This is a genomic window from Exiguobacterium sp. NPDC077395 (genome assembly GCF_050269125.1).
GTDB classification, from domain to species: domain Bacteria; phylum Bacillota; class Bacilli; order Exiguobacteriales; family Exiguobacteriaceae; genus Exiguobacterium; species Exiguobacterium aestuarii_A.
The window spans coordinates 222,191-247,197 of record NZ_JBNNHU010000002.1; the positions used below are offsets into that span (position 1 = coordinate 222,191).

Consider the following 25,007-nt stretch of genomic DNA (forward strand, 5'->3'; position numbering starts at 1 on the left):
ACTGAATTAAAATACTTTCGTTGTCCACGACTCACAGTTCCAGACGTCTGTGACGATATCTTCATAGAATTCTGGTTCGTGACTGATGAGGAGGACACTTCCTTTGTACTCTTTCAACGCACGCTTCAACTCTTCCTTCGCGTCGACGTCCAAGTGGTTCGTCGGCTCATCGAGTAAGAGAAGGTTTGTCTCGTTGTTGAGAAGTTTACAAAGACGAACTTTCGCTTTTTCACCACCACTGAGGACGGAGATCTTACTTTCGATGTGTTTCGTCATGAGTCCGCACTTCGCGAGCATCGCGCGTACTTGTTGTTGGTTGAGTGATGGGAACTCGCTCCAAATCTCTTCGATACATGTGTTGTTGCTCGTTGCTGCTTCTTGTTCGAAGTAACCCATCTCCAGAAACTCACCGCGTTCGACGGTTCCTTCAAGCGGATTAATCAATCCGAGCAAGCTCTTTAAGAGCGTCGTCTTCCCGATTCCGTTTGCTCCGACGAGGGCAATCTTTTGACCGCGCTCCATCTGAAGGTCGAGCGGACGTGAGAGCGGCTCGTCGTATCCGATGACGAGACCTTTCGCATCAAAGATGAGGCGTCCCGACGTGCGGGCCTGCAGGAAGCGGAATTCCGGTTTCGGACGCTCCGCACTCAATTCGATGACATCCATCTTATCGAGTTTCTTCTGACGTGACATCGCCATGTTTCGTGTCGAGACGCGTGCCTTGTTCCGTGCGACGAAGTCTTTCAAGTCAGCAATCTCGGCTTGTTGACGCTTATAAGCGGCTTCAAGTTGCGAGCGTTTCATCTCGTACACTTCCATGAACTTGTCATAGTCCCCGACGTAGCGGTTCAACTCTTGGTTTTCCATATGGTAGACCAAGTTGATGACGCTATTTAAGAACGGGATATCGTGTGAGATCAAGATGAAAGCATTGTCATAGTTTTGGAGGTAGCGTTTCAACCACTCGATATGCACTTCATCCAAATAGTTGGTCGGCTCATCGAGGAGCAAGATATCTGGCTTCTCGAGAAGCAACTTCGCAAGCAATACTTTCGTACGTTGCCCACCTGACAAATCCGTGACGTCCCGGTCGAGACCGACATCTAAAATACCGAGACCGCGTGCGACTTCTTCTACTTTCGCATCGATGATATAAAAGTCGTTCGAGTCGAGCGTCTCTTGAAGTTCACCGACTTCAGCGAGCATGTCTTCCATCTGTTCAGGTGTCGCGTCACCCATCTCCATGTAGAGTTCGCCGATGCGCGTCTCCATGTCGATCAAGTATTGGAAAGCACCTTTCAAGACGTCGCGAATCGTCATCCCGCGCTCGAGCACCGCATGTTGATCGAGGTAACCGACACGGACATTTTTCGCCCATTCGATTTTCCCTTCATCCGGTTGCAGTTTGCGTGTGATGATGTTCATGAACGTCGATTTTCCTTCACCGTTCGCTCCGACGAGACCGATGTGTTCCCCTTTTAAGAGGCGGAAAGAGACATCGTTCAAAATAGCGCGGTCACCAAAGCCGTGGCTCAAGTTTTGTACCGTTAATATACTCATAATTCGTTTTCGTTCCTTTCAAAGTAAACTACCCGATATTGTAGCATGAATCCAATCAAATTAGTACGCCAGTCCGACCGACTCCCGTACATGTTCATTCTCTTCGATGGCGTGAAGCATGAACTGGGCGACATCTGCCCGTGAGATGTGTTTCCCGTTATCCGGTACCTCGTCGATGGCCGTACGATACGTCGAGGTGCGAGGACCGTCCGTCAATTGCATCGGGCGCACAATCGTATAATCGAATGACGAGTTGCGCCATAGGTCCACGGCTGCCCGATGATCACGTAGCGGTTTCCGGAGCATGAACGTAATGGCTTTCCCTGCAAGTCCCGGGATCTCATTGTCGATCCCGGCTGAGGCCAAATAGACGACGCGAGAGATGCCGTTCGTCTTCATCGCGGGGACGAGCTTGTCCGTGACACTCGCTAAAAAGTCCGGATCGCTCAAATCCGTTCCGAGACAGCTGATGACCGCATCATGACCGTGCATCGCTTCTGTTAACGCATCGATGTCATATAAGTCGCCTTCGATGATTTCAAGTTGTGGGGTCCGAATCAACTTTTTCTGTTCACGTACGAACGCGGTGACGTCATGACCGTGCTCGATGGCTTGGTCGATGAATTGATGTCCGGTCCGACCGGTTGCGCCTAATACGAATAACTTCATAAGGGCAAGGCTCCTCTCTCATATCCAATACATACAGTATACAGCAGTTTCAGAAAAATCGAACATTTCGCCGTTTGATTGCAACCTATTGCATTTCTCGTCAGCTCGTCTACAATAAAGTTTATCTTAAATAAATAGATTCGCACTCGTATATCAGCGGAAATATGGTCCGCAAGTCTCTACCGAACTACCGTAAATGGTTCGACTACGGGTGGCGCTTGTCGTATGCTGTCGTTGATTTCCATGCGGTTCGTTGCCTCCCGATGAGGGGTGACGAATCGCATTTTTTATTGGAGGGAAAACAATGAAACAGTTAGAAGACAAAATCCGTGAAGAGGGTCGGGCCTTATCCGACCAAGTGTTGAAAGTCGACGCCTTCTTGAATCATCAAGTCGACCCAGTACTCATGCAAGCCATCGGCAAAGAGTTCGCAGAACGTTTCAAAGACGCTCAAATCGACCGAATCGTCACACTCGAATCGAGTGGGATTGCGCCAGCGATGATGACGGCGCTTGAGATGGGCGTCCCGTTTGTATTCGCGCGTAAGCGGAAATCGCTGACGCTCCAAGACGACCTCGTCGAAGCGGATGTTTATTCGTTCACGAAACAGGAGACGAACCGCATCAGCTTGAGCCGACGTTTCATCTTACCAGGCGAACGCGTTCTCGTCATCGATGACTTCCTCGCGAACGGGGAAGCGGCACTCGGGCTGACACAACTCGTCGAAGCGGCAGGTGCAGAAGTTTCAGGTGTTGGCATCGTCATCGAAAAATCGTTCCAACCAGGGCGCGATAAACTGATTGAGCGTGGTTATCGCGTCGAATCGCTAGCGCGCGTCGCGAAATTGGAGAAAGACCACATCTCATTCGTGGAGGTCGTTCGATGAATACATTTAAGACGGCAAGTCTCGGATTTCAGCATCTGCTCGCCATGTACACGGGAGCAGCCATCGTCCCGCTCATCGTCGGTGGTGCCATCGGGCTTGGTCCGACCGAGCTCGCCTATCTCGTGGCAATTGATTTATTCATGTGTGGGGTGGCAACGCTTTTACAAGTATGGACGACACGCTTTACGGGTGTTGGATTGCCGGTCGTCCTCGGATGTACGTTCACGGCGGTCGGTCCGATGATCGCGATTGGAAGCGCAAATGGAATTACGGCTATTTATGGCGCGTTGATTGCCAGTGGGTTCATCGTCATCCTCATTTCGGGATTTGTCGGGAAGCTCGCACGTTTCTTCCCGCCGGTCGTTCTCGGTTCGGTCGTGACGATCATTGGTCTCTCACTGATTCCGGTCGCCATTAATGACATCGGTGGCGGGATGCCAGGTGAGCCTGGATTCGCATCGATGCAGAATCTCGGATTAGGTGGTTTGACGATTTTACTCATTCTCATCTTGAACCGTGTCGGTACTGTCTTCACACGCGCCGCTGCTGTCCTCTTTGCCGTCCTCATCGGAACAGGGGTTGCTGCTTCGCTCGGTCTCGTGGACTTCAGTCCTGTCCGGGAAGCGGGTTGGTTCCAAATGGTTCAACCGTTCTACTTTGGGATGCCGACATTTGATGTGTCCGCCATCCTCGTCATGACGCTCGTCGCCATTATCTCGATGATTGAATCGACCGGTGTATTCTTGGCGCTCAGCGATATCACGAAAAAGCCGATTGGTGCGAACGAATTGACGAAAGGGTATCGTGCGGAAGGTGTCGCAACGATTCTCGGAGGGATTTTCAACAGCTTCCCTTACACGACGTTTAGTCAAAATGTCGGACTCGTTCAATTGTCAGGTGTAAAATCGCGCCGTGTCATCTTCTGGACAGGTGGGTTACTCATCTTGCTCGGTTTCCTTCCGAAAGTCGCCACGTTCACGACATTGATTCCAAAGCCTGTGTTAGGTGGGGCGATGCTCGTCATGTTCGGAACGGTCGCCGCTTCCGGCATTCGGATTCTGAGTCAGGTCGATTTTTCGAAAAACGAGAATTTGATTACCATCGCACTCTCGATTGGTGTCGGACTCGGCATCACCGCTAACCCGGCGATTGTCGCCAACATGCCGGAATGGCTTCAATTGTTCACAGATAGTGCCATCGTGGCAGGTTCGTTCACAGCGCTCCTGTTGAACGGATTTTTCCGTATGATGGACCGCTTCCGTCCCGCGACGATTATTGCCGAAGAACGACAAGTCAGCTAGACTGAAGGAAATAGTAGTCTAGGAGGAGTCACGAATGGGGAAAACTGCACTTGTCGTAGGCGCGACCGGCTTGATTGGCCGCGAATTGGTGGAACAGTTGTTAGAGAGTGACCGTTATGAGTCGGTCTGGATTGTCGTCCGTCGCTCGAAGCGATGGAGTCATCCGAAACTACACGAGGTCGTCGGATTCGAGGAGATGGATGCTTCACTTCCACACATCGATGACGTGTATTGTGCACTCGGCACAACGATCGCGGTCGCTGGCTCACAAGAAGCATTCAAACAAGTCGATTTAGAGCTGCCGCTTGAAGTCGCTCGTATCGCCAAGGCACATGGTGCGACACGCTATGCGGTCGTATCGGCACAAGGCGCATCGTTACGTTCGTCTTTCTTTTATAATCGGGTAAAAGGGGAGCTTGAAAACGGATTGCGCATTTTCAACTTCCATCATCTGATTATCGCGCGTCCTTCGTTGTTACTCGGCGAACGTGATTCATTCCGACTCGGAGAAAAAGCGGCTGAGGTCATCAGTCGCCCGTTCCAGTCACTGTTAGTGGAGAAGGCACCAGAAGTCGCACCGATTCAAGCGCTGCATGTCGCACGTGCGTTGATCATGGCGTCTGAAGAAGGCGAAGGGATCGAAGTGTTGACGTCGGGGATGATGCAGAGGATGAGCCGATGAACTCATTGACGAAGAAACGAACGAAAGCAGTCTTGATTGACAGTGTCATCGCAGGGCTCGTCAGCTATGGCGTGGAGCAACTCGTGCGAAAGAAAGTGAAAAGCGAGTTCATGCATGCAGTCGTCACACCGACACTGCTCACATACGCGATGGAAGCTTGCCAAATGAGTCGAGGCGGACAAACCATTGGCTATAAGTTGATGGGGCTCGAGTTGAAAAATGATGACGGCACAGCTGTCACGGCGAAACAGGCGCTACAGCGTGCCCTTTACCGTGATACGTTGTCGGGGGTGCGATACTGGAAAGACCGTGCGCATTTCGAACAAGAAGAAGGCGCCGTGTTACCGCACGATGCCCGTTACCATATGCATGTACGTGAAAAAAACTGACCGATATTGGTCAGTTCTTTTTTTAATCCTTGATTTTACTTAAGATAGCTGTCGTCAAAGCGACGATTGTTCCGAGGACGAGTCCGTTTGAGAAGACGGTCGCAAGGAGCGGTGGCAAATCATTCATCGAACCTGGTGGCAAGAGCATCGCCCCGGCACCGATGACGAGCGGGAGACCGACCGTAAGGGAAGCCGTCGATTGTTTTAATTCGAAGGCGGCCTCATTGATTCCGATGATGATCATCGTCGCGATAAGTGGTGTCACGATTGCATAGCCGACAGCAGCCGGGATGCTCGCAATCAACGAGACGAATGGTCCGATGAGTGCTAATCCCATCATGAGGGCGTGGGCAATCAAATGAGGGGCGCGCTGGACGCTCTCCGTCGAAGAGAGGAATCCGGCCGTCCCGGAGATCGCGACAGGACCCGGTGTCCCGAACAGACCGGCCACGATTTGACTGACCCCACTGGCGACACCAGACGCGGGAACGTTTCCTTTCACTTCTCGTTTTTCACGAGAGCTGACAATGCGTTCGATCAACTTGATGTTCGCGAGGACGTTCGTCATGAGAAGCAAGGTGATGACGAAAGCCGTCGGCAACAAGTTCCAATCCCATACCCAGTTTCCGAACGGAAGAAGTTCCGGTACGAGGAAGAACGATTCCGAGCGGACGATTGGATTTCCGAGGTCGAGCAAGTGGAATAAACCGAACCCGACGAACAGCGTCATGACGAGCCCGTATTGTTTAAAGCGACTTTGCTCGAGCGTGAGTGCAAACAAGACGAGACCAGCCGTCGCGACGGCCTGGACGATATTGATTCCGTCTTCCGTCACCCCGAAGCCACCTTTAATGACGGCCCCTGATAATTGAAGGACGAGCAAAATCATATAGACGCCGAGTACTTGAGGTGTAAACAGCGCAAGCATGCGTCTTAAGATACCGGTGACGGTCAGCAACACGCCAAGGATTCCGCTTAAGAACAACATAAATCCAAGTGCCTGCAACGTCTCTTGTTGACTTCCGTATAAGGCGGGTCCGATGGATGCGTATAAGGTGAAGACGCCCCACCAAATGCCGGCGGGTCCTTCAAGTATCGGGAGGCGATGTCCGAGCAACGTCTGAATGATGCTAAAGAGTGCGAAGATGAAGAGTGAGCGGGATATGAAGGTCATCGTCTCATCTGGTGACAGTTCAAACAAGGCGGCGATGGAGAGTGGTGGTACAATATTTGTAGCTAAAATAAAAATAAACCACTGAATCGTCGTGGTTACATTACTTCTGGTCATGGTGTCCCCCTGATCATGCTTTTTCTTATTAGTGTAACGTTATGAGGAAGTGGATGCAAATGGAGGCTATATAATGAAGATATTCTTCAAGTGGGCCGCACTCTCAATCGTAGGATTGCTTGTTGTCGCGGTAGCAGGCTTTTTGATTTGGACACAGTTCACGTATGGACCGACCAATGAAGCGACACAGTATGCCGAAGAGGGGAAAGTGGTCGACAACCGTCTCGAGTTTGGAGATCCGACGAGTGAGGTCGGTGTCATTCTTTATCCAGGGGCGAAAGTCGAGAAAGAGGCGTATGCCTATTACGGAACACGATTAGCGGAAGAGGGTGTCTTTGTCGCCATTCCGTCGCTTCGTCTCAATTTAGGTATTTTAGATATCGATGCGGCAGCTCCAATCATCGAAGCACATCCGGAGATTGAACGCTGGATCGTGGCCGGTCATTCACTCGGAGGTTCTGCGGCATCGGGGTATGCACTGGAGCATCAAGAATTGGTGGAGGGTGTCATTTTCCTCGCTTCGTATCCGATCAGTTCGATGGTCGATAGCGACTTACGTGTACTATCGATTTCCGGTGAATTGGATGGATTGGCTGTCCCGGAAGACATCGAGGCGAGTCGAAGCGACCTCCCTGAAGATAGCCAATTCGTACAAATTGAAGGCGGGAATCATGCAAACTTCGGAATGTATGGTCCACAAAAAGGAGATCAGGAAAGCCCGCTCACATCGAAAGAACAATTGGACGAAGTCCTATCAGCGATTCTCGAATGGTTATAAAAAACGTGTGCACCTCGATGAAGGTGCACACGTTTTAGCGTTGGTCGAGCGAATAACTGACTGCGGTCAATCCGGCTGTGACGAGGGCGACCAGACCGCCGACAAGTGCGAGCGTCATGATAGGGCTCGTCGCATAGACGACACCGCCGAGAGCGGAACCAAGTCCAATCCCGACGTTACTCGCCACGGGCATAAGTGACGAGGCGAGACCTTTGGCGTTCGGGTTGAACTTCTCTGCCAAATCGATCAAATAAATTTGAGTCGATGTCGTCAATAAAATCGCCATGAACGACATGAGTGCGATATTGAGAAGACCGAGCGTCACATTCGACGTTGTCACGAATAGCGCGGCCAAGACGAACGCCTGGACGAGAAAGACGAACCGTAAGCGTCCGATCGGATTGTGACTGGCGATCTTTCCGGCAGCGATATTACTGAAAATCGAAATGAATCCGTAGGCGAATAAAATCGGACTGACCCAAGCGACCGGTACCCCGAGGACATCTTTTAAAATCGGCACGAGATACGTATATACGACATACGTTGCCCCGAAACCGAACGCTGGAATCAGGAAGGCGATCAAGATACGCGGATTTGTCAGGAGTGCCATTTGTTCACGAAGTGATGCTTTTTCTTGAGACAATTGATTCGGCAAGACGCGGTATATGGCAATCCAGGCAACTGCACCGAGTGCAGTCGTTAACCAAAACGTGGATTCCCAACCTGCTTGTTGTCCGATAAATGTCCCGATTGGAACGCCGAACACGTTCGCCATCGTGAATCCACCGAAAATAAAGGACACGGCCATACCCCGTTTTGCCGGAGGGACGCTCTCGCTAGCGACGAGCATGGCAAGCGAGATCAAGACACCTGTGACAACGGCCGTCAGCATGCGCAAGACGAGTAACCACTCATACACGGGAGCGAGACTGCTTAATAAGTTCAGGACGGTGAAGAGAATCGTCAAGCCGAGCATCAATTTACGTTTTGGAAGATGGCTCGTCAAGGACATCGTGATTGGCGTGCCAACGGCAAAGCTGATGGCGAATGCCGATACGAGACTCCCGGCCGTCGCAATCGAGATGGATAATCCGTTTGCGATATCGGGCAAAATCCCGACGATGACAAATTCACTCGTTCCGAGAACGAAAGTTAATAAAGAGAGGGATAAGACTAGGATCCAGTCGCTTCGACTGAGCGAGCTTGTCTTCATATTCAAACACTTCTTTCTATCTCATTCTTTAGTAGTTAGACATCAGTCTTCTATCACGTTACAAGATTTTCTCCAAAAGAAAAACCCTTTTCTCCCAAGTAAGGAGAAAAAGGCGAATTAGCGCCAAAACACAGTGGCTTCAACACCGGCGTGATCGGAGACAATCGGTCCGTTCTCACCATCAAAGACGACCGCATGGCGAGAAACGTGAATTGGAGCGTTTGTCAGCATCAAGTCGATTCGGAGCGATTTTTTGTTTTCATCCCACCCGGCGATTTTTCCTTGGACCGTCGCATCGCCTTCCCGTTCTGTTGCGAGATGGAACAAATCTTGGAGTCCATTCTCCATCAAGTAATCGTATCCTTCTCCTCGAATGAAGGCATCGTTATTGAAGTCGCCGAGTAGAAGGGCATGGTCGTCATGTTCGACGCGACGAAGTAGTTCATCGAGTTGGTGTTTCACCGGTTCCTCTTCATCATGCCACCATCCGAGATGACACGAGTAAATAGTCGTTGGAGCATCTGCGCCTGCAATCACGGCTTTGACGATCTTACGAGACTTGTAGTTGTCTGGGTCCGTCGTCTTCGATACAAAGAACGATTCTGTTGATAGGAACGGTGTGCGCGACAGGATGGCGACGCCTTCCTCGTAAATATCGTATCCATAATGGGCAAAGTCCCATGTCATGTGATAGTGGACGTCCAACTCTTTTAAGCGCTCGACGAGGACGTGTGCGAAGTTGTTCTCACGGATGTTTCCGTAGATCAATGGGGCCTCTTTATGTTGATTGACTTCTTGAAGCGCGATGAGGTCGTACTCTTCACTCGCGATGCGTTCGACGATGGCGTCAATCTTTTCTTGTTGACGGTCTTCTAACCAGGCGTGACAATTGAGCGTTAAAATATTCACGATAGTCCTCCTTTAGAAAAAGGCCAACTCTCGAGCGAGTTGGCCAGTAGATTATGCACCGATGACGTCTTGAATGTCTGATTTCAATACGTCGGCTTTCGGGCCATAGATGGCTTGGACTCCACGGTCTTTCACAATGAGACCCATGGCGCCATTTTTCTTCCAATCTTGTTCGTCAGAGACGAGTGTGACGTCTTTAACGGTCACACGAAGACGAGTCATACATGCATCGACATCTTCAATGTTTTCTTCCCCACCGAGAAGGGCGATAATCCCCATGACTTGTTCGTTACCTGCCACAGATGACTTCTCTGTCGTCTCTTCCATGTAGTTTCCGTTACGTCCAGGTGTCGGCAAGTTCATCTTCTTAATGAAGAAATTGAACACACCGAAGTTGAGGAAGAAGAATGCTACAGAGACGAGAACGAAGTTGATCAAGTCTTGAAGTAGTCCCGCTTTGACAATCATCGGGATGCGCGTCAAGAGTTCAATCGCACCGAAGGCGTGGACACGTAGGTCGATGATATCTGCCAATGCGAAGGCAGCACCGGCCATAAGCGCGTAAACCACGTAAAGGACTGGCGCAACGAACATGAACATGAACTCGATTGGTTCTGTGACACCTGTCAAGAAGACAGCGAGTCCAGCTGACAAGAACATCGGCTTGTATTGTGCTTTTTTCTCAGCGTCGACGTTACGGTACATCGCATATGCGGCACCGATCAAAGCAGCGAATGACAAGATGACTTGACCGACTTTGAAGCGAGCCGGAACGACATCAGCGAGAAGGGCGTTGTATGCAGCCGTATCACCAGCGGCACGCAAGTTGACGAGGTCTGTTACCCATGCCAACCAGAGCGGGTCTTGTCCGGCAACGACTGACCCAGCTGTCGCGCCTGTTAAAATTGTGTACGTTCCACCAAGCTCTGTGTAGTTCATTGGAACAGTGAGCATGTGGTGTAAACCGAACGGCAAGAGGAGACGCTCGAGCGCACCATAAATGAACGGAGCGAGGACTGGAGCCGTGTTACGTGATGTAGCAATCCACTCACCAAAGCTGTTGAGCGCACCTTGGATCGTTGGCCATACAATCGATAGAACGATGGCAGCAACGACTGAACCAAGAATGACGACGAATGGTACGAAGCGCTTCCCGTTGAAGAACGAGAGGGCGTTCGGCAATTTGTTAAAGTTGTAGAAACGGTTGTATAGTGCACCACCAAGGAAACCGGCGATGATCCCGACGAACACACCCATGTTGAGGGCAGGTGAGCCGAGTACAGATGTGAAGTAGTCAGCGACGACAAGGTTTGCACCGAAGAGTGACTCGATTGTCGCTTCCGGATCTTGAAGCATGGCACCGTTAACACCGAAGATGGCACCTGTGACACGGTTGATCAAGATGAAGGCGAGAAGTGCTGCGAACGCACCACCTGCACGATCTTTTGCCCACGAACCACCAATCGCGACTGCGAAGAGGATATGTAAGTTGACGATGATGCCCCAACCTAAATCTTCAATGATGCGAGCTGTTGTTAGTAAAATACCGACATCTCCGGCTGACATTCCAATCAATTTACCGATGGAAATCATTAAACCGGCAGCTGGCATAACGGCGATGACGACCATCAAGGCCTTACCGAGTTTTTGCCAGAAATCGAATGAGATCAATTGTTTCATGCTATACGCTTCCTTCCTGTGAGGGAGTTTTATCTATTTTTGTGTTTGCCAATAGTGCAATCGCTTGCATAAATGATTGTAATCGATTGCATAAATTCATGCAACCGTTTTCGCTATTTTCATTTGTTTTCATTTTTTGATGGAAAACGACAGATATGAAGTGAACTTGTCAGTCGAATCGAATCTAGCTACAATATGATAGGTTGAAGGGAGCGAGAAAGATGGGTTGGAGACAGACCACATCTGCTTTGACGAAGGACGAGCAGATTGAATTAAAAGAAGAGTTATTGCAGAAGGGTGTATTGCAGGAGGACGATCTTCCTCTGTATGAGATGCTCATGCCAGACCGCATTAAACGGATGTATGAAGTGTTGAATACACGAACGAACCATATCACGATTTTGACGGAAGGTGTGGACGATCCGCACAACCAATCCGCCGTGTTGCGTTCAGCCGATGCGTTCGGGGTACAAATGTTGCATGTCGTCGAGGGACGGGCAAAGTTCAAACCGAACTCGATTATCGCCAAAAGCGCAGATCGCTGGGTGGACGTCGTGGAGCACGGATCGATTGAAGAAGCGATTGATGCTCTAAAAGAAAATGGTTACCAAGTATATGCGACGGCGTTAAGCGAGGAGGCGATCCCGCTTGAAGAAGTGGATGTGTCGAAGCCGACGGTTCTTCTATTCGGGAACGAACATAGTGGCGTCTCTGAGGCGGCGCTCAACAAGGCGGACGGGAACTTTGTCATTCCGATGCAAGGATACGTTCAAAGTTTGAACATCTCGGTGGCGGCTGCAATCTCTTTGTATGATGTCACGACACGGTCACGTCATATCGTGACGGATGGCTATGAACTGCCTGTCGAAGATCAAGCGCGCATCTTCAAAGACTGGATGGTCAAGAGCTTACCGAAGCGTACGCTCGGACTATATAAACAAAAAGGTGTCACAGCTTTCGAACGGGAGACAGGAAATTCAGAATGAACGGCGAAAAGAACAGACGTACGGAATCTTTGTCCAGAAACTGAAAGGGGATGGCACGATGAGTACGACGAGTTCATTTATCGTAAAAGATGTGACGAACAACTTTAAAGATTTTGAAGAGGACTTCTTCCGACTGTACCGCACGTTATACGGTGACCTCGATCAGCTGCGATTTAAAGAGCGCCTGTATCGACACGCCAATCCGTTAGTGCTGCTGGCTTTCTCTGAAGATCAGCTAGTCGGCTTTAAAATCGGTTATGAGGCAGAGCCTTATCGGTTTTATAGCTGGGCGGGCGGCGTACACCCAGACTTTCAAAAGCATGGCATTGGTCGCAAGCTGATGGACACGCAACTTGAGTGGGTCGAAGCGCAAGGTTTTCATTCGATTCGTACGAAAGCGCGTAATACGAACAAAGGGGTCATCATCTTGAACCTCCTTTGCGGATATGACATCATGGGCGCCTACACCGAAGACGGCGAGCCACGTATCATGATGGAGAAACAATTGAACAGTTGAATGGATGCCGCGGTCGAATGATCGCGGTTTTTTGATGAAACCGATTCGACTGAATGAACGTACATAAAGAAAAAGGGGGAATTTGAAATGTCAGTGTTTGGATTTGGCGGAGATCCGTTTAGTGACTCCATGGGGGACTCATTCTTTACCGGGATTGTGTCGATATTTCCTATCGTGTTCATGGTTATTTTCGGTCTGATTATTTTTGCGTTCGTTAAAACGATTTTTCAGCATTCCAAAACATCGAGCACGTTGAAAGACTTACAGCAATTCGCTTCGCAGCTCGCCGATGATCCGGACGATGACACGGCCGAGCGATTGGCCGAGTATTTACGAGGTGTCGATTCTTTCTCGATTGAACGGACACGGATGGAACCGTTTCGTGTCGCACTCGGGTGCTATCAATTGGTGATGGAGTCGAGATCCGTTAGCGAGGAGACGAAAGAGCGGGTCGATCGCCAATACAAGCGTCTCGGGATTTTGGACGGGGAAAAATTTGCCGATGAGGCTCCTCCGCGACGAAGTTCTTCTTCATCGAACCATCATGATATCCACCACAATCATCATGACCATATGTAAAAAAGCGAAGGGACTCCTTCGCTATTTTACATATATCGTGAAGCATCAAAGTCAATATCGGTCTGATAGCGGACGGCAAGGATAGTACTTTCGATTCGAATGGCTCGTTTTTTAATATCGCGTGCTTTCAAGCGATATAGCTCTGGGTCATATAAGGCGTGTTTGATCACGGAAACCCCGTGCACGTATTCCTTTTTCGGACGTAATGACAATTTCTCATAAAGACGTGCTTGGACACGCAATTGAATGGCGAGTTCGATTGCCTCTACGAGCGGGAGCGGACCGTCATGCGTTTCAACGACGGCTTGGACGTTCGCTTCTTGAATGAGACGGTCGAGCTGGCGTAAGTCCAGACGAATGTGCTCCAGTTCCATCTCGATATCTTGAAGGGAGCGGGACTGAATCGTCGGAATGGAATCGTTCACTTCGAGCGAGATGAAAGCCACATGCTCAATCTCTTCGGTCAATGTATCGATTTGCTCATGGAGCAACTGTTTTAATGTTAGGGCATCTGCAAGGTTCATATCGATTTCCTCCTTCTGCTTTCTCTAACCGTACCACATCGGGATGACTGAAAAAAGATGGATGACATCTCAGATTGCGGGAATAAAACCAAATAGGAAGGAGGGGGGACGATGAAAAAATGGAAGGTACAGTGGATGATTGCACTCGTCCTACTCCTGTTCGGAACAGCGACGTTCCTTTATCAATGGATCGATGTAAGTCCAGGAGACATCCGGGACTATATCATTCAATTCGGTTGGTTGGCCCCTTTGATTTATATTCTCTTGTTCACTGTTCGTCCACTCATCTTGTTTCCTACGTCCGTCTTATCGGTCGCCGGCGGTTTGGCGTTCGGGATGTTACCGGGTGTCGTCTATACGGTCATCGGGGCGACACTGAGTGCCCTCGTCGCATATTATGTGGCTGTTTATTTCGGCGACCGTTTCTTGCATCACTTCGAATCGAAGAACTATGAAGCCATTCAGCACAAAATCGAAGAGGACGGGTTCTTTTATGTACTCATCCTACGTCTCATCCCACTCGTCAATTTCGATTTGGTCAGCTATGCTTCCGGTTTGGCAAAAGTAAAAGTACCAGCGTATCTGTTTGCGACCGTCGTCGGTATGATTCCTGGCGCGTTCGCGAACAATTTTCTCGGAAGCAGCATCGCGAGCGGGGATTGGAAGCTGATTGCGTTGGCGTTCGGGATCATGCTCGTATTGACGCTCATCGCGACCGTGTTCCGTGAACCAATCAAGCGACAAATCCATCGCTATCAAAAAAAGTAGACGACTCCCATGGAGCGCCTACTTTTTGATTAACGGTTATCGACCGTCTCTGGATAGAGGTCATGATTGAACAGGCGATGTTCGGCCATTTTCTCATACTTCGTGCCAGGCTTTCCGTAATTGTAGTACGGATCGATCGAGATACCGCCACGTGGTGTGAACTTGCCCCACACTTCGAGATAGCGTGGCTCCATCAATTTGACGAGGTCCTTCCCGATGACGTTGATGCAGTTCTCATGGAAGTCACCGTGGTTACGGAAACTGAACAAGTACAACTTCAATGACTTCGACTCAACGAGTTTCTCATCCGGGATATACGAGATGTAGATCGTCGCAAAATCGGGTTGGTTCGTGATTGGGCACAACGATGTAAATTCTGGTGCGTTGAATTTGACGAAGTAGTCGTTCTCCGGGTGACGGTTCGGGAACGCCTCGAGGACGTCAGGTGTATATTCAAAAATGTAAGGGACGCTCTTCTGTCCGAGGAGCGAGAGGTCTTGTAAGTCTTCTGGTCTCATGTTCATTCTCCTTAGACGCCACGTTCGTTGGCGTACAGTAATGTGTGTAGTTGTGGCAGGACGCGGACGCTTTGCCATGAAGGATCGCGTGCGACATCTTCCCACAGTTGTTTCAAACGACGAAGCTGGGCATCGGTGATATCACCGTCAGCACCTGGCTCTGGGTTACCGGCGGATAAATACATGACGTCCGGTGCATAGCGTTGTTGTACTTCTCTCGCGTAGGCGAGGTCCACTTCATCAAAGACAGCGACTTTGAATGTCGTCTGCTCCGGGCGCAGCCGTTCGACGATGGCGTCGAGTTGTTCCCAGTTTGTCTTCATGCCAGATGAAGGAGGCTTCGGGCTGAGAGTCACGTCATCGATCTGTGTGAGCCACTCTTGATAGCGGCTACCTTGCGTCTCGACGGCGAGTGTGACGCCACGCTCTTTCAATTTCACGACGAGGTTCTCCATGGCCGCGATGAGGAGCGGGTTTCCACCCGATATGGTGACGTAATCGTACGCACCGAGTGCGTCAAGGCGATTGATGACCTCGTCGGCCGTCAGCATGTCCGGTTTTTCTGAACCGTCCCATGTGAATGCTGAATCGCACCACGAACAGCGATAATCGCAACCGGCGGTCCGGACGAACATCGTCTTCTGTCCAATGGCACGTCCTTCTCCTTGGAAGGTCGGTCCGAATACTTCTAAAACAGGGATTTTCACGATTCCACCAACCATTCACGGCGGAACTCTGCGTATGACGTCGGCGTTTCGTATAGGCGTACGAATTCGACGCGGACGTCGCGTTCATTTGGCAGGTGTGTCGCCAGTTGTTCAAAAATCCAATAGCACATGTTTTCTGCAGTTGTATTCATATAAGGGAGTGACTCGTTCAAATAGCGATGGTCGAGATATGGCTCAAGCTCTTCTTTGAAGATTTTTTTCAAGTCACCAAAGTCGAGCGTCATCCCGCGATTATCGAGAAAACCGCTGACACCCATCTGGAGCTTATACGTGTGACCATGAAGGGCACGACATTTGCCGTCATAATCAAATAAATGGTGTGCCGCGTCGAACGTCACTTCTTTGACGATTTGAACACGATGCGGGCAGTAGATGAGCGAGCCTTCTTGTTTCGATTCGACACTGGTTGGGGCGAGGAACGGAGCATGTTTCATACGCGCACCTCCTCGTAAGCTGTGAGTCCGTTTTGGCGAAGCTTACATGCCGGACATTCTCCACAACCTGAACCGATGACACCGTTGTAACAAGTGAGCGTACGTTCTTTGACGTAGTCGAAGGCACCGAGTTCGTCCGCGAGTGCCCACGTCTCTTTTTTATCGAGCCACATGAGCGGTGTGTCGATGACGAATGGATAATCCATCGCTAAATTGAGTGTCACGTTGAGTGATTTGATGAATTGGTCTCGGCAATCCGGGTAACCTGAAAAGTCCGTTTCACATACACCGGTCACGATGTGATGCATACCGAGTTGTTTGGCCATGACGGCCGCAAATGATAAGAATAGATGGTTGCGTCCATCGACGAACGTGTTTGGGACGTCCGCATTGTCGATGTCGAGATCGTGTCTCGTGAGCGCGTTTGATGTGAGTTGTCCGAGTAGGGACAAGTCGAGGATGTGGTGTGGGACATCGAGTTCAGCCGCGATTTCTTTTGCGACCTCGATTTCCGCATCATGGCGTTGACCATATGCGAATGTCACCGCCTCCACATGAGAGAATTTTTGTTTTGCCCAAAACAGGCAAGTGGTTGAATCTTGGCCACCACTGAAGACGACCAAAGCTTTTTCGTGTTGCATGAAGCACACTTCCTTTTCGCTAGTTTTGATGTCGGAGGAGGTTACGAACTCCGGAGGTCACCCTCAAGCATATAATTTATCATAAAAAGGCGTTTGACAGGGAGAAAGGAAGCGAGTATAGTAAAAAACATCACTGACTTGCTTTTGTGCATAAAAGCGTTTAAGCGGTTAGGCGAAATAATAAATAATTAGGATATAACGAAAGGAGGGGACGTCGATGCAGATGAAAGGAAAAGAAGCTGTATTCGTCGTGTTGATGAGCGGGATCACCTTGCTCGCACTGATGTTTTTGGCCAAAGCGACGCCGCATATGGCGATTTTTGGCACAATGGTAATAGTAGGTGGATACGCGTATTATCGTTCACGCGACTTCAAACAGATTGAGACGGCGATGATCAACGGGATTCGTGAAGCCATCATGCCGGTGTTGATTTTGTTGTTGATCGGGATGCTCATCGGAGTATGGCAAATGTCCGGGACGGTCGCGACGATCCTCTCCATCGGATTAAATACAATCTCTGCTGAATGGTTCTTACCAAGTGTCTTATTGATTACGATGATCGTCTCAACATTCACAGGAAGTGCGTTTACTACAGTCGGAACGGTCGGTGTCGCCTTGTTCGGAATCGGGACGGCACTAGGCATCTCGCCAGCTCTCGCTGCAGGTGCCATCGTGTCGGGTGCGCTCTTCGGAGACAAGATGAGCCCACTGTCGGATACGACAAACTTTGCGCCGGCAGTGGCGGGTGTCAAACTATTCGACCACATTCGCTTCATGATGGGGACGACGATTCCAGCGTTCATCATCACGTTAATTTTATTCACGTTCCTCGGACGTAGCGGTCAAAGCGCGGACACGACACAAATCGCGGAAGCACAAGCTGCGCTAAGCGGACGTTTCGACCTCTCATGGCTCACGTTGATCGCTCCTGTCCTTGTAGCAGTGCTTGCGTTCCGTCGGATGCCGGTCTTGCCGACGATGCTCGTTGGGATGTTCGCTGGTGTGTTGACGGCAGGATTCATTCAAGGCAACTGGAGCATCTCGAACTGGCTCGGTGTCATGCAGTCTGGATTCAAGTCAGGTGTCGAGAATGAGACGATTGCGACGGTACTCGATCGTGGTGGTCTTGAATCGATGCTTTGGTCGGTCAGCCTCGTCTTGATCGCTCTTGCATTCGGTGGCCTGTTACGTGAACTCGGTGTGTTCCAAGCGATCGTTGAATCGTTGCTCGAGCGCTTGAAGTCACCAGGAAGTTCGGTTCTATCAGTCGTCCTCAGCTCGATCGGTGTCAACTTGCTCGCAGGGGAACAGTACTTGTCGATTCTCTTGCCAGGACAGGCGTTCAAACAAGGGTTCATCGATCGCGGGATCGATCCACGCTACTTGTCACGTGCGCTTGAGGATGGCGGGACCGTGATCAACCCGCTCATTCCATGGGGTGTCTCCGGAGCGTTCTTCGCAGCGACACTCGGTGTACCTGTATTGGAGTACGCACCATTTGCGTTCTTCCTCTGGCTCAGCCCGGTCTTCTCCATCATTTTGGGATACGTCCGATTGGGGAAGCAACGTGAATCACTTAAAATCGCATCATAATATCGAGGTGTCCTGCCATGCAGGGCATCTTTTTTGTGTGCAGCATATGACTTTTGAGAAAATAGGAGAAACGGAGGTGGAACGATGAAGCGACTCGATCTAGCATTTTATGAACAACCGACACTCGAATTGGCACGCGCCTTACTCGGGCAATATTTGGTGCGGCGACATCCGGAAGGTGACATCATCGCGAAGATTGTCGAGACAGAGGCTTACCTTGGTGCCATCGACCGGGCGGCACATAGTTTCGGAGGGCGTCGAACGAAACGGACGGAAGTCATGTTCGGACAGCCTGGGCATGTATACACGTATCAAATGCATACACATACGCTCCTGAACGTGGTCAGTGGTCCGGTTGGTACACCGGAAGCCGTGTTGATTCGAGCCGTCGAACCGATTCAAGGACATGAATGGATTGCTTCGAACCGTCCTGGGGTGAAACGATATGACCAAACGAACGGACCGGGGAAGTTGACGAAAGCACTCGGGATCACGATGGACTTATATGGTCACTCGTTCCAACAAGACCCGCTCTATCTTGCTGAAGGTGAGACGGGAATGGTGATTGAGGCGGGTCCACGCATCGGCATTCCGAACACGGGCGAGGCGCGTGACTACCCATATCGCTTCTTTGAACGCGATAATCCGTATGTCTCGAAATTCCGTTGAATGCATGCAATGATGTTTAAGTGATTCATGCCAGTGGAACAGTCCCTATGTGCATAAAACAAACAGAGGGAGTGTTTAGAATATGGCAAAAGTAGCAACGCTCATTACAGATATGTTTGAAGATGTAGAATTCACGGGTCCCCGTGACGCATTGGTGGATGCGGGACATGACGTCGTGACGATCGAGAAGAAAGCAGGCAACACGGTAGAAGGGAAGCAAGGAGAGGCGAAAGTCAACATCGATCAATCGATTGACGATGTATCGCCAGAAGACTTTGACGCCCTTCTCTTACCAGGCGGATTCTCTCCTGACTTGTTGCGTGAGGACGAACGTTTCGTCTCGTTCGCGAAAGCTTTCATGGATGCGAAAAAACCTGTCTTTGCCATCTGTCACGGACCACAGCTGTTGATTACGGCGAAGACGTTAGAAGGTCGTGACGCGACCGGTTATAAATCGATTAAAGTCGACATGGAGTATGCCGGTGCCAAATATGCGGATAAAGAAGTCGTCGTCTGTCAGAACCAGCTCGTGACGAGCCGTCAACCGGATGACATTCCGGCGTTCAATCGCGAGATTCTCAACTTATTGAAATAACACGTCAACCACGAGAGGAATCTCGTGGTTTTTTTGTGTTTTCGGGAATAGACAAGTAAGGAGGAGATTCAAATGAGAAAACGAGCACGTTCACCTAGTTAAGTTCGTCGAAACGTTGTCCGATTAGGATGGATTCGTTGGTTTGAAGGCTTGATTCCCGCATACGTGATTGAACGGCTGTTCTGGGAGTCACGGGGCATCTCCATTCAGGAAGTCGTTTATTTAGAGATGGTGTATGCGCTCATCATCGTTCTGTTCGAAGTACCGACTGGTGTATGGGCGGATCATACGGCACGGCGTCGACTTGTTCAAATCGGTGTCGCGTTAGAATGGCTGTCGTTTATCGTCATTTTGTATTCGTTCACGTTCACGGGTTTCTTTGTCGCAATCAGCTGTTCGGCCGTTGGGTCGGTCATTCGAAGTGGGGCAGAGAATGCGCTGCTATACGAGTCCTTACAGGAAAGTCATGAAGCTTCGTCATTCGAACGGGTTCTTGGGAAGCTGAACGCGATTGGGATTGTGGCCGCTGTGGTGGCGGCATTGAGTGGCAGTATGTTGGCGCAGTACCTTCCCTTGGAGTGGAACTATGGAGTCTCGATTTTGAGTTTAATGATGGCGACACTATGTAGCGTATTTCTCGTTGAACCGACTCATCGAGAGCGGGAGGAACGTTTGACGTGGCGCCATTTGTTCAAAGGGTTTCAATTCATTTGGTCAAACCGACAACTTCGTTATGTCACAATCGGTTTTTTGGCAGCGGTATCCGCTTTTAACTTCATCGATGAATTTTGGCAACTGTACGCTCGCGATGTGTCCGTTCCGATTTATTGGTTCGGTGTCATTTCAAGCGGGTTGCTCTTGATCCAGTTACCTGGGCAACTGTTCGCAGGTACCATCGTGCGTATTGCGCCTTCTGAACGTTGGTTGAAGCAATTCGGATGGGTGATGGGTGGCGGGTTTCTCTTCATTGGTTTATTTCCGAGTCCAATCGGAATTGGTGTCATGGGATTGTTGGCACTTCTATATGGGGCGATGGAGCCGCTCTATTATGGACTTTTACACCATCAAGTTCCTTCATCCATTCGAGCGACGACGGAATCGTCTGTCTCGATGCTGTGGCATCTTGGCATTCTCGGATTAGGGGTTGTCTTTATTATAGGGACAACAGCGTCGCTATTTTTGGCGTATTCAATAATTGGGCTTGTTGTGTGGGTCGTTCATGCGACAGCTCGATAATCTTTACAGGCATGGATTATAAACCATGCCTGTTTTTACGTCTTAAGACGGACGCAAGATGGTGAGGAGAAGTGTATGATGAGAACAATCTAAAGGAATTACAGGAGAAACATCGTGGAATGGTATGAGTTATTCGTAGGTTTTTTATTAGGAGTCGTTGAGGGGCTGACTGAATTCGCTCCGGTCTCGTCGACAGGTCATATGATTCTCGTGGACGGGCTTTGGTTGAACTCGAGTCAGTTTTTAGGTCAGGAAGTGGCAAACACGTTTAAAATCGTCATTCAATTAGGTTCGATTTTAGCGGTCGTTGTCGTCTTTCAAGACCGATTCAAAGCGTTGCTGAATCCGAAGGCGCTATTCACAATAAGGCAAAACGAGACAGTACGCCAATTCAATCTGATACATATTTTGATTGGACTGCTTCCGGCCGGTGTCCTCGGTATATTGTTCGAGGACTACATCGATACACACCTCTTCTCGGTCAAGACGGTGTTGATTGGGTTAGTCATTGGGGCTTTCTTTATGATTGCCGCAGATTTATCAGGTGTGAAACGACAAACGACTGCAACGCTCGATGACATCACGTATAAGCAAGCACTTGGTGTCGGATTGATTCAATGCTTCTCGTTATGGCCAGGATTTTCACGGTCGGGCTCGACGATTTCAGGTGGTGTCCTCCTTGGGATGAGTCACCGAGCAGCAGCAGATTTTACGTTCATTATGGCGGTACCGATCATGTTTGGAGCGAGTGCGTTGTCGCTTTATAGCAAATGGACGTACTTTACGCTCGATACATTGCCGGTGTTTATCGTCGGGTTCATCAGTGCGTTTCTGTTCGCGCTTATTTCGATTAAGTTCTTTTTGAAGTTGATCAACAAAGTGAAATTGATGCCGTTCGCGGTCTATCGAATCGTATTGGCCATCGTGATTTACGTTCTTTATTTCTAAAAAAAACACGTGCGAACGGCACGTGTTTGAAACCAATGAATGGAATTGTTCGTATAGTCTAGAAGAGGTGAAAACATGGGACAAATCGTCGTAGTATTCGGAACGTTAATCGGTCTTGGGACCGTTGGGGCATTGCTTTATATGACCCGTCTAGCCTATGAATCATGAGAACGGATAATGATAGAAGCGCTCACGTTGGAGTAACTCCATGACGTGGGCGTTTTCTGCGTTGTCAATCGCGCGAAGTAGACCTTCCGTCTGAGAACGATGAGCAAAGAGAGAGTCTTTTTTCTGCTCGCTCTCTTCCGTCACATCGACGATCACGTGAGGTTGTCCGAGTTCTTCTTCTGTGCGGCGATCGAAGGCGACACCTAAAAACTCAGGGCGTGACTCTCCCATCTCCTGAAGTGCTCGTACGACAGCACGAGCTGTCGCTTCATGGTCCGGGTGGACGGCATATCCTGGATAGAACGAGATGACCGTTTCCGGTTTCACTTCGTCAATCAAGGCGCGGAAGCGACCAGCGAGCTCTGCCTCGTCCTCAAATTCAACGGTTTTATCACGAAGTCCCCACATGCGCAGGTCTTCGATGCCCATCATCCGACAAGCTTCTTCAAGTTCATGCTTTCGAATTTTAGGGAGCTCCTCACGCGTCGTAAAGATCGGGGAACCCATGTTGCGTCCCATCTCGCCGAGTGTTAAGCAGACATACGTGACCGGGAGTCCTTTTTGACGATGTTGGATGATTGTTCCGGCCGAGCTGAACGCCTCATCGTCCGGGTGTGGGAAAATGACGAGTAATGGTCCATTCATTGGTTCTCCACCTCCGATGCTCCTTGAGGGAGCGGTTTGATATCGATATGCAAGGCACACGCCAGTCGACCGAGACGATCGTGACCAGCGAGTAGTAACTGTTCGCCGTGCACCTCATAGTCGGTCAATCCTTCAACATAGAGCCAGCCGTGATCGAGCTTTAAGCCGACACGGTAAGGTCCGTTTCCTTTGATTTGACCGATGCTATATTCGATTTTGGCATTACGGATAAACATCCCGGCGTTATGGAAGTCCGGGTCGTTATGTGTCGCATAGGCACCATTTGTCGTCTCGACATGCACGAAAAGTGGTGTTGCGACGTGATTGTCTAAATATTGCTGAATGTGATCAGGTTGAATCGCTTTCACGTCTGTCCCTCCAATGGAAAGGATGACCCGAAACGTCACGTTCCGGGTCATCTGTTTACGATTGTGTTGCTACTTTTTTACGGTATCCCGTGTGGTTCGTCGGTCCAACGTATTGGTTGAGACGGAATGAGTGACGAACTGCTTCTGTGATAAATTCTTTTCCGATTTCAATCGCTTCTTCGACCGTGTGGCCGTTTGCGAGAGAAGCCGCGATGGCAGAAGAGAACGTGCATCCACCACCGTGTGTGAACGCAGGCTCGATTTTTTCACTTTCAAGCAGGCGGAATTCGTTTCCGTCGTACAAGACGTCGAATGCTGTATCGAAACCAAGTTTGCCACCGACTTTGACGATGACGATCTCAGCGCCGAGCTCATGGATCAGGCGAGCCGCTTCTTTGATTTCGTCCATCGTCGATGGTGTTTTATCGAGGCCAGCGAGCATACGCGCCTCGAATAAGTTTGGAGTGATGATTTTCGCGACGGGTACGAGATGTTGACGCATCGCGACCGCAACGTTCGGGTCAAGAATCTCATCCGCACCTTTACATGCCATGACCGGGTCGACGACGGCATTCTTGATTCCGTATTCTTTAATCTTACGTGCTGCGAGTTCGATGATTTCAGGTGTCGGGAGCATTCCCGTCTTCACTGCATCGACTCCGATCCCAGCGAGTACCGTATCAATTTGTTTCTCGATCAATGTCGTGTCGATTGGAAAGACTTCGTGGTTCCATGCGTTATGTGGATCTTGTGCCACAATGACAGTCAAAGCTGTCATACCGTACACACCGAGTTCTTCCATCGTTTTGAGGTCGGCTTGGATACCCGCGCCGCCGCTCGTATCAGAACCGGCAATCGTCAATGCTTTCTTCATCGTCATAATCGTCCATCCCCTTTGTCTGTTTGGATAGTTTCACTATAACGACTTTTTCGTATTCCGACAAATGCAAGGATTACAAGAAGTGTTCATAACTTTTCAGAAAAAGTATGCAGGATGTTCATCATATTTGGGGAATAATAATGAATAGGGTGTAGACCACTTTATTATTGGCTGGGAGGAAAACGCATGTTAGTGCATAGCTTATGTATCCCGAAGAAAGATGTTGTCACGATCAGTGAAAAGGCAACATTGCGGGAAGCGCTTCATACGCTTGAAGAAACAGGATATCGTTGTGTGCCTGTTTTAGACGAGACGGGGAAATTTTTCCGCGGTAACATTTATAAGATGCATATTTATCGTCATGGAATGAACGGGGAAAACATGGACGATAATGTGATGACGCTCATTAAAAATACGCAAAAATACGTTCATGAATCCGACGGCTTCTTCGAAGTCTTTTTCTCGATCAAAGAATTGCCATACATTGCTGTATTGAAAGATGAGAGCAATGAGTTTTATGGTATTCTTCCGCACGGGAAGATGCTTGGGATGCTCGAGGAAGCATGGAGTCGTGACACAGGTAGCTACGTCTTGACGATTGCCTTGAGCGAACAGGCAGGAGCGCTCGAGAAGATTACAAAAATCGTGAACAAGTATACGTCAATCGCAAGCTTGATGACGCTTGATGCAAAAAGTAAGGTGTTGCGTCGCGTACTCGTGACGTTACCACCGGATTGCGAAGAAGACATGAAGAACAAAGTTGTTGCCAAGCTTGAACAAAAAGGCTTCCGAATCGTCGAAGTCGAGAACTTGAACAACTAAGTCAAAGCCCTTTCACGTCACGTGAAAGGGCT

29 protein-coding genes and 1 riboswitch are annotated in these 25,007 nt (G+C 49.6%); of the genes, 15 read left to right on the forward strand and 14 right to left on the reverse strand.

What is annotated here, in order from left to right:
• Positions 1-6: 6 nt before the first annotated feature.
• Together ACQKD4_RS11580 and ACQKD4_RS11585 are read right to left on the reverse strand one after the other, a co-directional pair.
• Positions 7-1,560, reverse strand: a complete 1,554-nt coding sequence (locus tag ACQKD4_RS11580) for an ABC-F family ATP-binding cassette domain-containing protein (RefSeq protein ID WP_074034179.1) — start codon at positions 1,558-1,560, stop codon at positions 7-9.
• A 60-nt stretch (positions 1,561-1,620) separates the two neighbouring features.
• Positions 1,621-2,229, reverse strand: a complete 609-nt coding sequence (locus tag ACQKD4_RS11585) for an NAD(P)-dependent oxidoreductase (RefSeq protein WP_214695843.1) — start codon at positions 2,227-2,229, stop codon at positions 1,621-1,623.
• Between the two features lie 126 nt (positions 2,230-2,355).
• Positions 2,356-2,457, forward strand: a riboswitch (purine riboswitch).
• A 76-nt stretch (positions 2,458-2,533) separates the two neighbouring features.
• Here ACQKD4_RS11585 and ACQKD4_RS11590 point away from each other — a divergent pair.
• From ACQKD4_RS11590 to ACQKD4_RS11605, 4 genes are read left to right on the forward strand one after another with little or no spacing between them, the layout of a single operon-like run.
• The gene (locus tag ACQKD4_RS11590) at positions 2,534-3,115 is read left to right on the forward strand and encodes a xanthine phosphoribosyltransferase (protein WP_427373439.1); all 582 of its coding nucleotides are present in this window, start codon (positions 2,534-2,536) and stop codon (positions 3,113-3,115) included.
• Positions 3,112-4,416 carry a nucleobase:cation symporter-2 family protein gene (locus tag ACQKD4_RS11595; protein WP_427373440.1) on the forward strand — a complete coding sequence of 435 codons (1,305 nt, stop codon included), beginning with the start codon at positions 3,112-3,114 and terminating at the stop codon, positions 4,414-4,416. The genes ACQKD4_RS11590 and ACQKD4_RS11595 overlap by 4 nt, the downstream gene beginning before the upstream one ends.
• A gap of 34 nt (positions 4,417-4,450) precedes the next feature.
• The gene (locus ACQKD4_RS11600) at positions 4,451-5,098 is read left to right on the forward strand and encodes an NAD(P)H-binding protein (protein ID WP_074034187.1); all 648 of its coding nucleotides are present in this window, start codon (positions 4,451-4,453) and stop codon (positions 5,096-5,098) included.
• The gene (locus tag ACQKD4_RS11605; RefSeq protein WP_214695849.1) at positions 5,095-5,487 is read left to right on the forward strand and encodes an RDD family protein; all 393 of its coding nucleotides are present in this window, start codon (positions 5,095-5,097) and stop codon (positions 5,485-5,487) included. The genes ACQKD4_RS11600 and ACQKD4_RS11605 overlap by 4 nt, the downstream gene beginning before the upstream one ends.
• A gap of 22 nt (positions 5,488-5,509) precedes the next feature.
• On the opposite strand, the gene ACQKD4_RS11610 is transcribed toward ACQKD4_RS11605, so the two are convergent.
• Positions 5,510-6,775 carry a purine/pyrimidine permease gene (locus ACQKD4_RS11610; protein ID WP_214695851.1) on the reverse strand — a complete coding sequence of 422 codons (1,266 nt, stop codon included), beginning with the start codon at positions 6,773-6,775 and terminating at the stop codon, positions 5,510-5,512.
• Between the two features lie 73 nt (positions 6,776-6,848).
• Here ACQKD4_RS11610 and ACQKD4_RS11615 point away from each other — a divergent pair, with 73 nt between their 5' ends.
• The gene (locus tag ACQKD4_RS11615) at positions 6,849-7,553 is read left to right on the forward strand and encodes an alpha/beta hydrolase (protein WP_427373441.1); all 705 of its coding nucleotides are present in this window, start codon (positions 6,849-6,851) and stop codon (positions 7,551-7,553) included.
• 34 nt (positions 7,554-7,587) lie between these two features.
• Here the strand turns inward: ACQKD4_RS11615 and ACQKD4_RS11620 are convergent, their stop codons facing one another.
• The 3 genes from ACQKD4_RS11620 to ACQKD4_RS11630 form a co-directional block, all read right to left on the reverse strand.
• Complete coding sequence (locus tag ACQKD4_RS11620) at positions 7,588-8,766, reverse strand: MFS transporter (RefSeq protein WP_427373443.1); 1,179 nt, start codon at positions 8,764-8,766, stop codon at positions 7,588-7,590.
• A 117-nt stretch (positions 8,767-8,883) separates the two neighbouring features.
• The gene (locus tag ACQKD4_RS11625) at positions 8,884-9,675 is read right to left on the reverse strand and encodes an endonuclease/exonuclease/phosphatase family protein (RefSeq protein WP_427373444.1); all 792 of its coding nucleotides are present in this window, start codon (positions 9,673-9,675) and stop codon (positions 8,884-8,886) included.
• A gap of 51 nt (positions 9,676-9,726) precedes the next feature.
• A complete protein-coding gene (locus tag ACQKD4_RS11630; RefSeq protein ID WP_214785592.1) occupies positions 9,727-11,355 on the reverse strand; it encodes a PTS transporter subunit IIBC in 1,629 nt (542 codons plus the stop codon).
• A 221-nt stretch (positions 11,356-11,576) separates the two neighbouring features.
• On the opposite strand from ACQKD4_RS11630, the gene ACQKD4_RS11635 reads away from it, so the two are divergent.
• From ACQKD4_RS11635 to ACQKD4_RS11645, 3 genes are all read left to right on the forward strand, one after another.
• Positions 11,577-12,341 carry a TrmH family RNA methyltransferase gene (locus ACQKD4_RS11635; protein ID WP_427373445.1) on the forward strand — a complete coding sequence of 255 codons (765 nt, stop codon included), beginning with the start codon at positions 11,577-11,579 and terminating at the stop codon, positions 12,339-12,341.
• 58 nt (positions 12,342-12,399) lie between these two features.
• Positions 12,400-12,858: a GNAT family N-acetyltransferase gene (locus ACQKD4_RS11640; RefSeq protein ID WP_274665052.1), complete on the forward strand. Its 459-nt coding sequence runs from the start codon at positions 12,400-12,402 to the stop codon at positions 12,856-12,858.
• 87 nt (positions 12,859-12,945) lie between these two features.
• The gene (locus tag ACQKD4_RS11645; protein ID WP_427373446.1) at positions 12,946-13,437 is read left to right on the forward strand and encodes a hypothetical protein; all 492 of its coding nucleotides are present in this window, start codon (positions 12,946-12,948) and stop codon (positions 13,435-13,437) included.
• A 26-nt stretch (positions 13,438-13,463) separates the two neighbouring features.
• Here the strand turns inward: ACQKD4_RS11645 and ACQKD4_RS11650 are convergent, their stop codons facing one another.
• Complete coding sequence (locus tag ACQKD4_RS11650; protein ID WP_427373447.1) at positions 13,464-13,961, reverse strand: hypothetical protein; 498 nt, start codon at positions 13,959-13,961, stop codon at positions 13,464-13,466.
• A 111-nt stretch (positions 13,962-14,072) separates the two neighbouring features.
• Here ACQKD4_RS11650 and ACQKD4_RS11655 point away from each other — a divergent pair, with 111 nt between their 5' ends.
• Positions 14,073-14,729 carry a TVP38/TMEM64 family protein gene (locus ACQKD4_RS11655; RefSeq protein WP_339962566.1) on the forward strand — a complete coding sequence of 219 codons (657 nt, stop codon included), beginning with the start codon at positions 14,073-14,075 and terminating at the stop codon, positions 14,727-14,729.
• Positions 14,730-14,758: 29 nt separating this feature from the next.
• Here ACQKD4_RS11655 and queF read toward each other — a convergent pair whose 3' ends face one another.
• From queF to queC, 4 genes are read right to left on the reverse strand one after another with little or no spacing between them, the layout of a single operon-like run.
• Positions 14,759-15,247: a preQ(1) synthase gene (gene queF / locus ACQKD4_RS11660; protein ID WP_015880473.1), complete on the reverse strand. Its 489-nt coding sequence runs from the start codon at positions 15,245-15,247 to the stop codon at positions 14,759-14,761.
• Between the two features lie 11 nt (positions 15,248-15,258).
• Positions 15,259-15,969 (reverse strand): 7-carboxy-7-deazaguanine synthase QueE, encoded by a 711-nt coding sequence (queE, locus tag ACQKD4_RS11665; protein ID WP_427373448.1) that lies wholly within the window; start codon positions 15,967-15,969, stop codon positions 15,259-15,261.
• A complete protein-coding gene (queD, locus tag ACQKD4_RS11670; protein ID WP_015880475.1) occupies positions 15,951-16,409 on the reverse strand; it encodes a 6-carboxytetrahydropterin synthase QueD in 459 nt (152 codons plus the stop codon). The genes queE and queD overlap by 19 nt, the downstream gene beginning before the upstream one ends.
• The gene (queC, locus tag ACQKD4_RS11675; protein WP_427373449.1) at positions 16,406-17,050 is read right to left on the reverse strand and encodes a 7-cyano-7-deazaguanine synthase QueC; all 645 of its coding nucleotides are present in this window, start codon (positions 17,048-17,050) and stop codon (positions 16,406-16,408) included. The genes queD and queC overlap by 4 nt, the downstream gene beginning before the upstream one ends.
• Before the next feature lie 217 nt (positions 17,051-17,267).
• On the opposite strand from queC, the gene nhaC reads away from it, so the two are divergent.
• The 5 genes from nhaC to ACQKD4_RS11700 all read left to right on the forward strand — a co-directional run bounded on the left by nhaC (position 17,268) and on the right by ACQKD4_RS11700 (position 22,092).
• Positions 17,268-18,644 (forward strand): Na+/H+ antiporter NhaC, encoded by a 1,377-nt coding sequence (gene nhaC, locus ACQKD4_RS11680; RefSeq protein WP_427373450.1) that lies wholly within the window; start codon positions 17,268-17,270, stop codon positions 18,642-18,644.
• Positions 18,645-18,728: 84 nt separating this feature from the next.
• The gene (locus ACQKD4_RS11685; protein ID WP_271305939.1) at positions 18,729-19,313 is read left to right on the forward strand and encodes a DNA-3-methyladenine glycosylase; all 585 of its coding nucleotides are present in this window, start codon (positions 18,729-18,731) and stop codon (positions 19,311-19,313) included.
• An 82-nt stretch (positions 19,314-19,395) separates the two neighbouring features.
• Complete coding sequence (locus tag ACQKD4_RS11690; protein WP_026824537.1) at positions 19,396-19,908, forward strand: type 1 glutamine amidotransferase domain-containing protein; 513 nt, start codon at positions 19,396-19,398, stop codon at positions 19,906-19,908.
• A 165-nt stretch (positions 19,909-20,073) separates the two neighbouring features.
• A complete protein-coding gene (locus ACQKD4_RS11695; RefSeq protein ID WP_427373451.1) occupies positions 20,074-21,144 on the forward strand; it encodes an MFS transporter in 1,071 nt (356 codons plus the stop codon).
• Between the two features lie 114 nt (positions 21,145-21,258).
• Positions 21,259-22,092, forward strand: coding sequence for an undecaprenyl-diphosphate phosphatase (locus ACQKD4_RS11700; RefSeq protein WP_274665482.1), 834 nt, complete (start codon positions 21,259-21,261; stop codon positions 22,090-22,092).
• 162 nt (positions 22,093-22,254) lie between these two features.
• On the opposite strand, the gene bshB2 is transcribed toward ACQKD4_RS11700, so the two are convergent.
• The 3 genes from bshB2 to pdxK are packed head-to-tail and all read right to left on the reverse strand — an operon-like array spanning position 22,255 to position 24,153.
• The gene (bshB2, locus tag ACQKD4_RS11705; protein WP_074034220.1) at positions 22,255-22,905 is read right to left on the reverse strand and encodes a bacillithiol biosynthesis deacetylase BshB2; all 651 of its coding nucleotides are present in this window, start codon (positions 22,903-22,905) and stop codon (positions 22,255-22,257) included.
• Positions 22,902-23,273 carry a YojF family protein gene (locus tag ACQKD4_RS11710; protein ID WP_214695888.1) on the reverse strand — a complete coding sequence of 124 codons (372 nt, stop codon included), beginning with the start codon at positions 23,271-23,273 and terminating at the stop codon, positions 22,902-22,904. Before ACQKD4_RS11710 ends, bshB2 begins: the two co-directional genes overlap by 4 nt.
• A 55-nt stretch (positions 23,274-23,328) precedes the next feature.
• Positions 23,329-24,153: a pyridoxine/pyridoxal/pyridoxamine kinase gene (gene pdxK, locus ACQKD4_RS11715; protein ID WP_427373452.1), complete on the reverse strand. Its 825-nt coding sequence runs from the start codon at positions 24,151-24,153 to the stop codon at positions 23,329-23,331.
• A 186-nt stretch (positions 24,154-24,339) separates the two neighbouring features.
• Here pdxK and cbpA point away from each other — a divergent pair, with 186 nt between their 5' ends.
• Positions 24,340-24,975, forward strand: a complete 636-nt coding sequence (cbpA, locus tag ACQKD4_RS11720; RefSeq protein WP_214695898.1) for a cyclic di-AMP binding protein CbpA — start codon at positions 24,340-24,342, stop codon at positions 24,973-24,975.
• Positions 24,976-25,007: the final 32 nt, after the last annotated feature.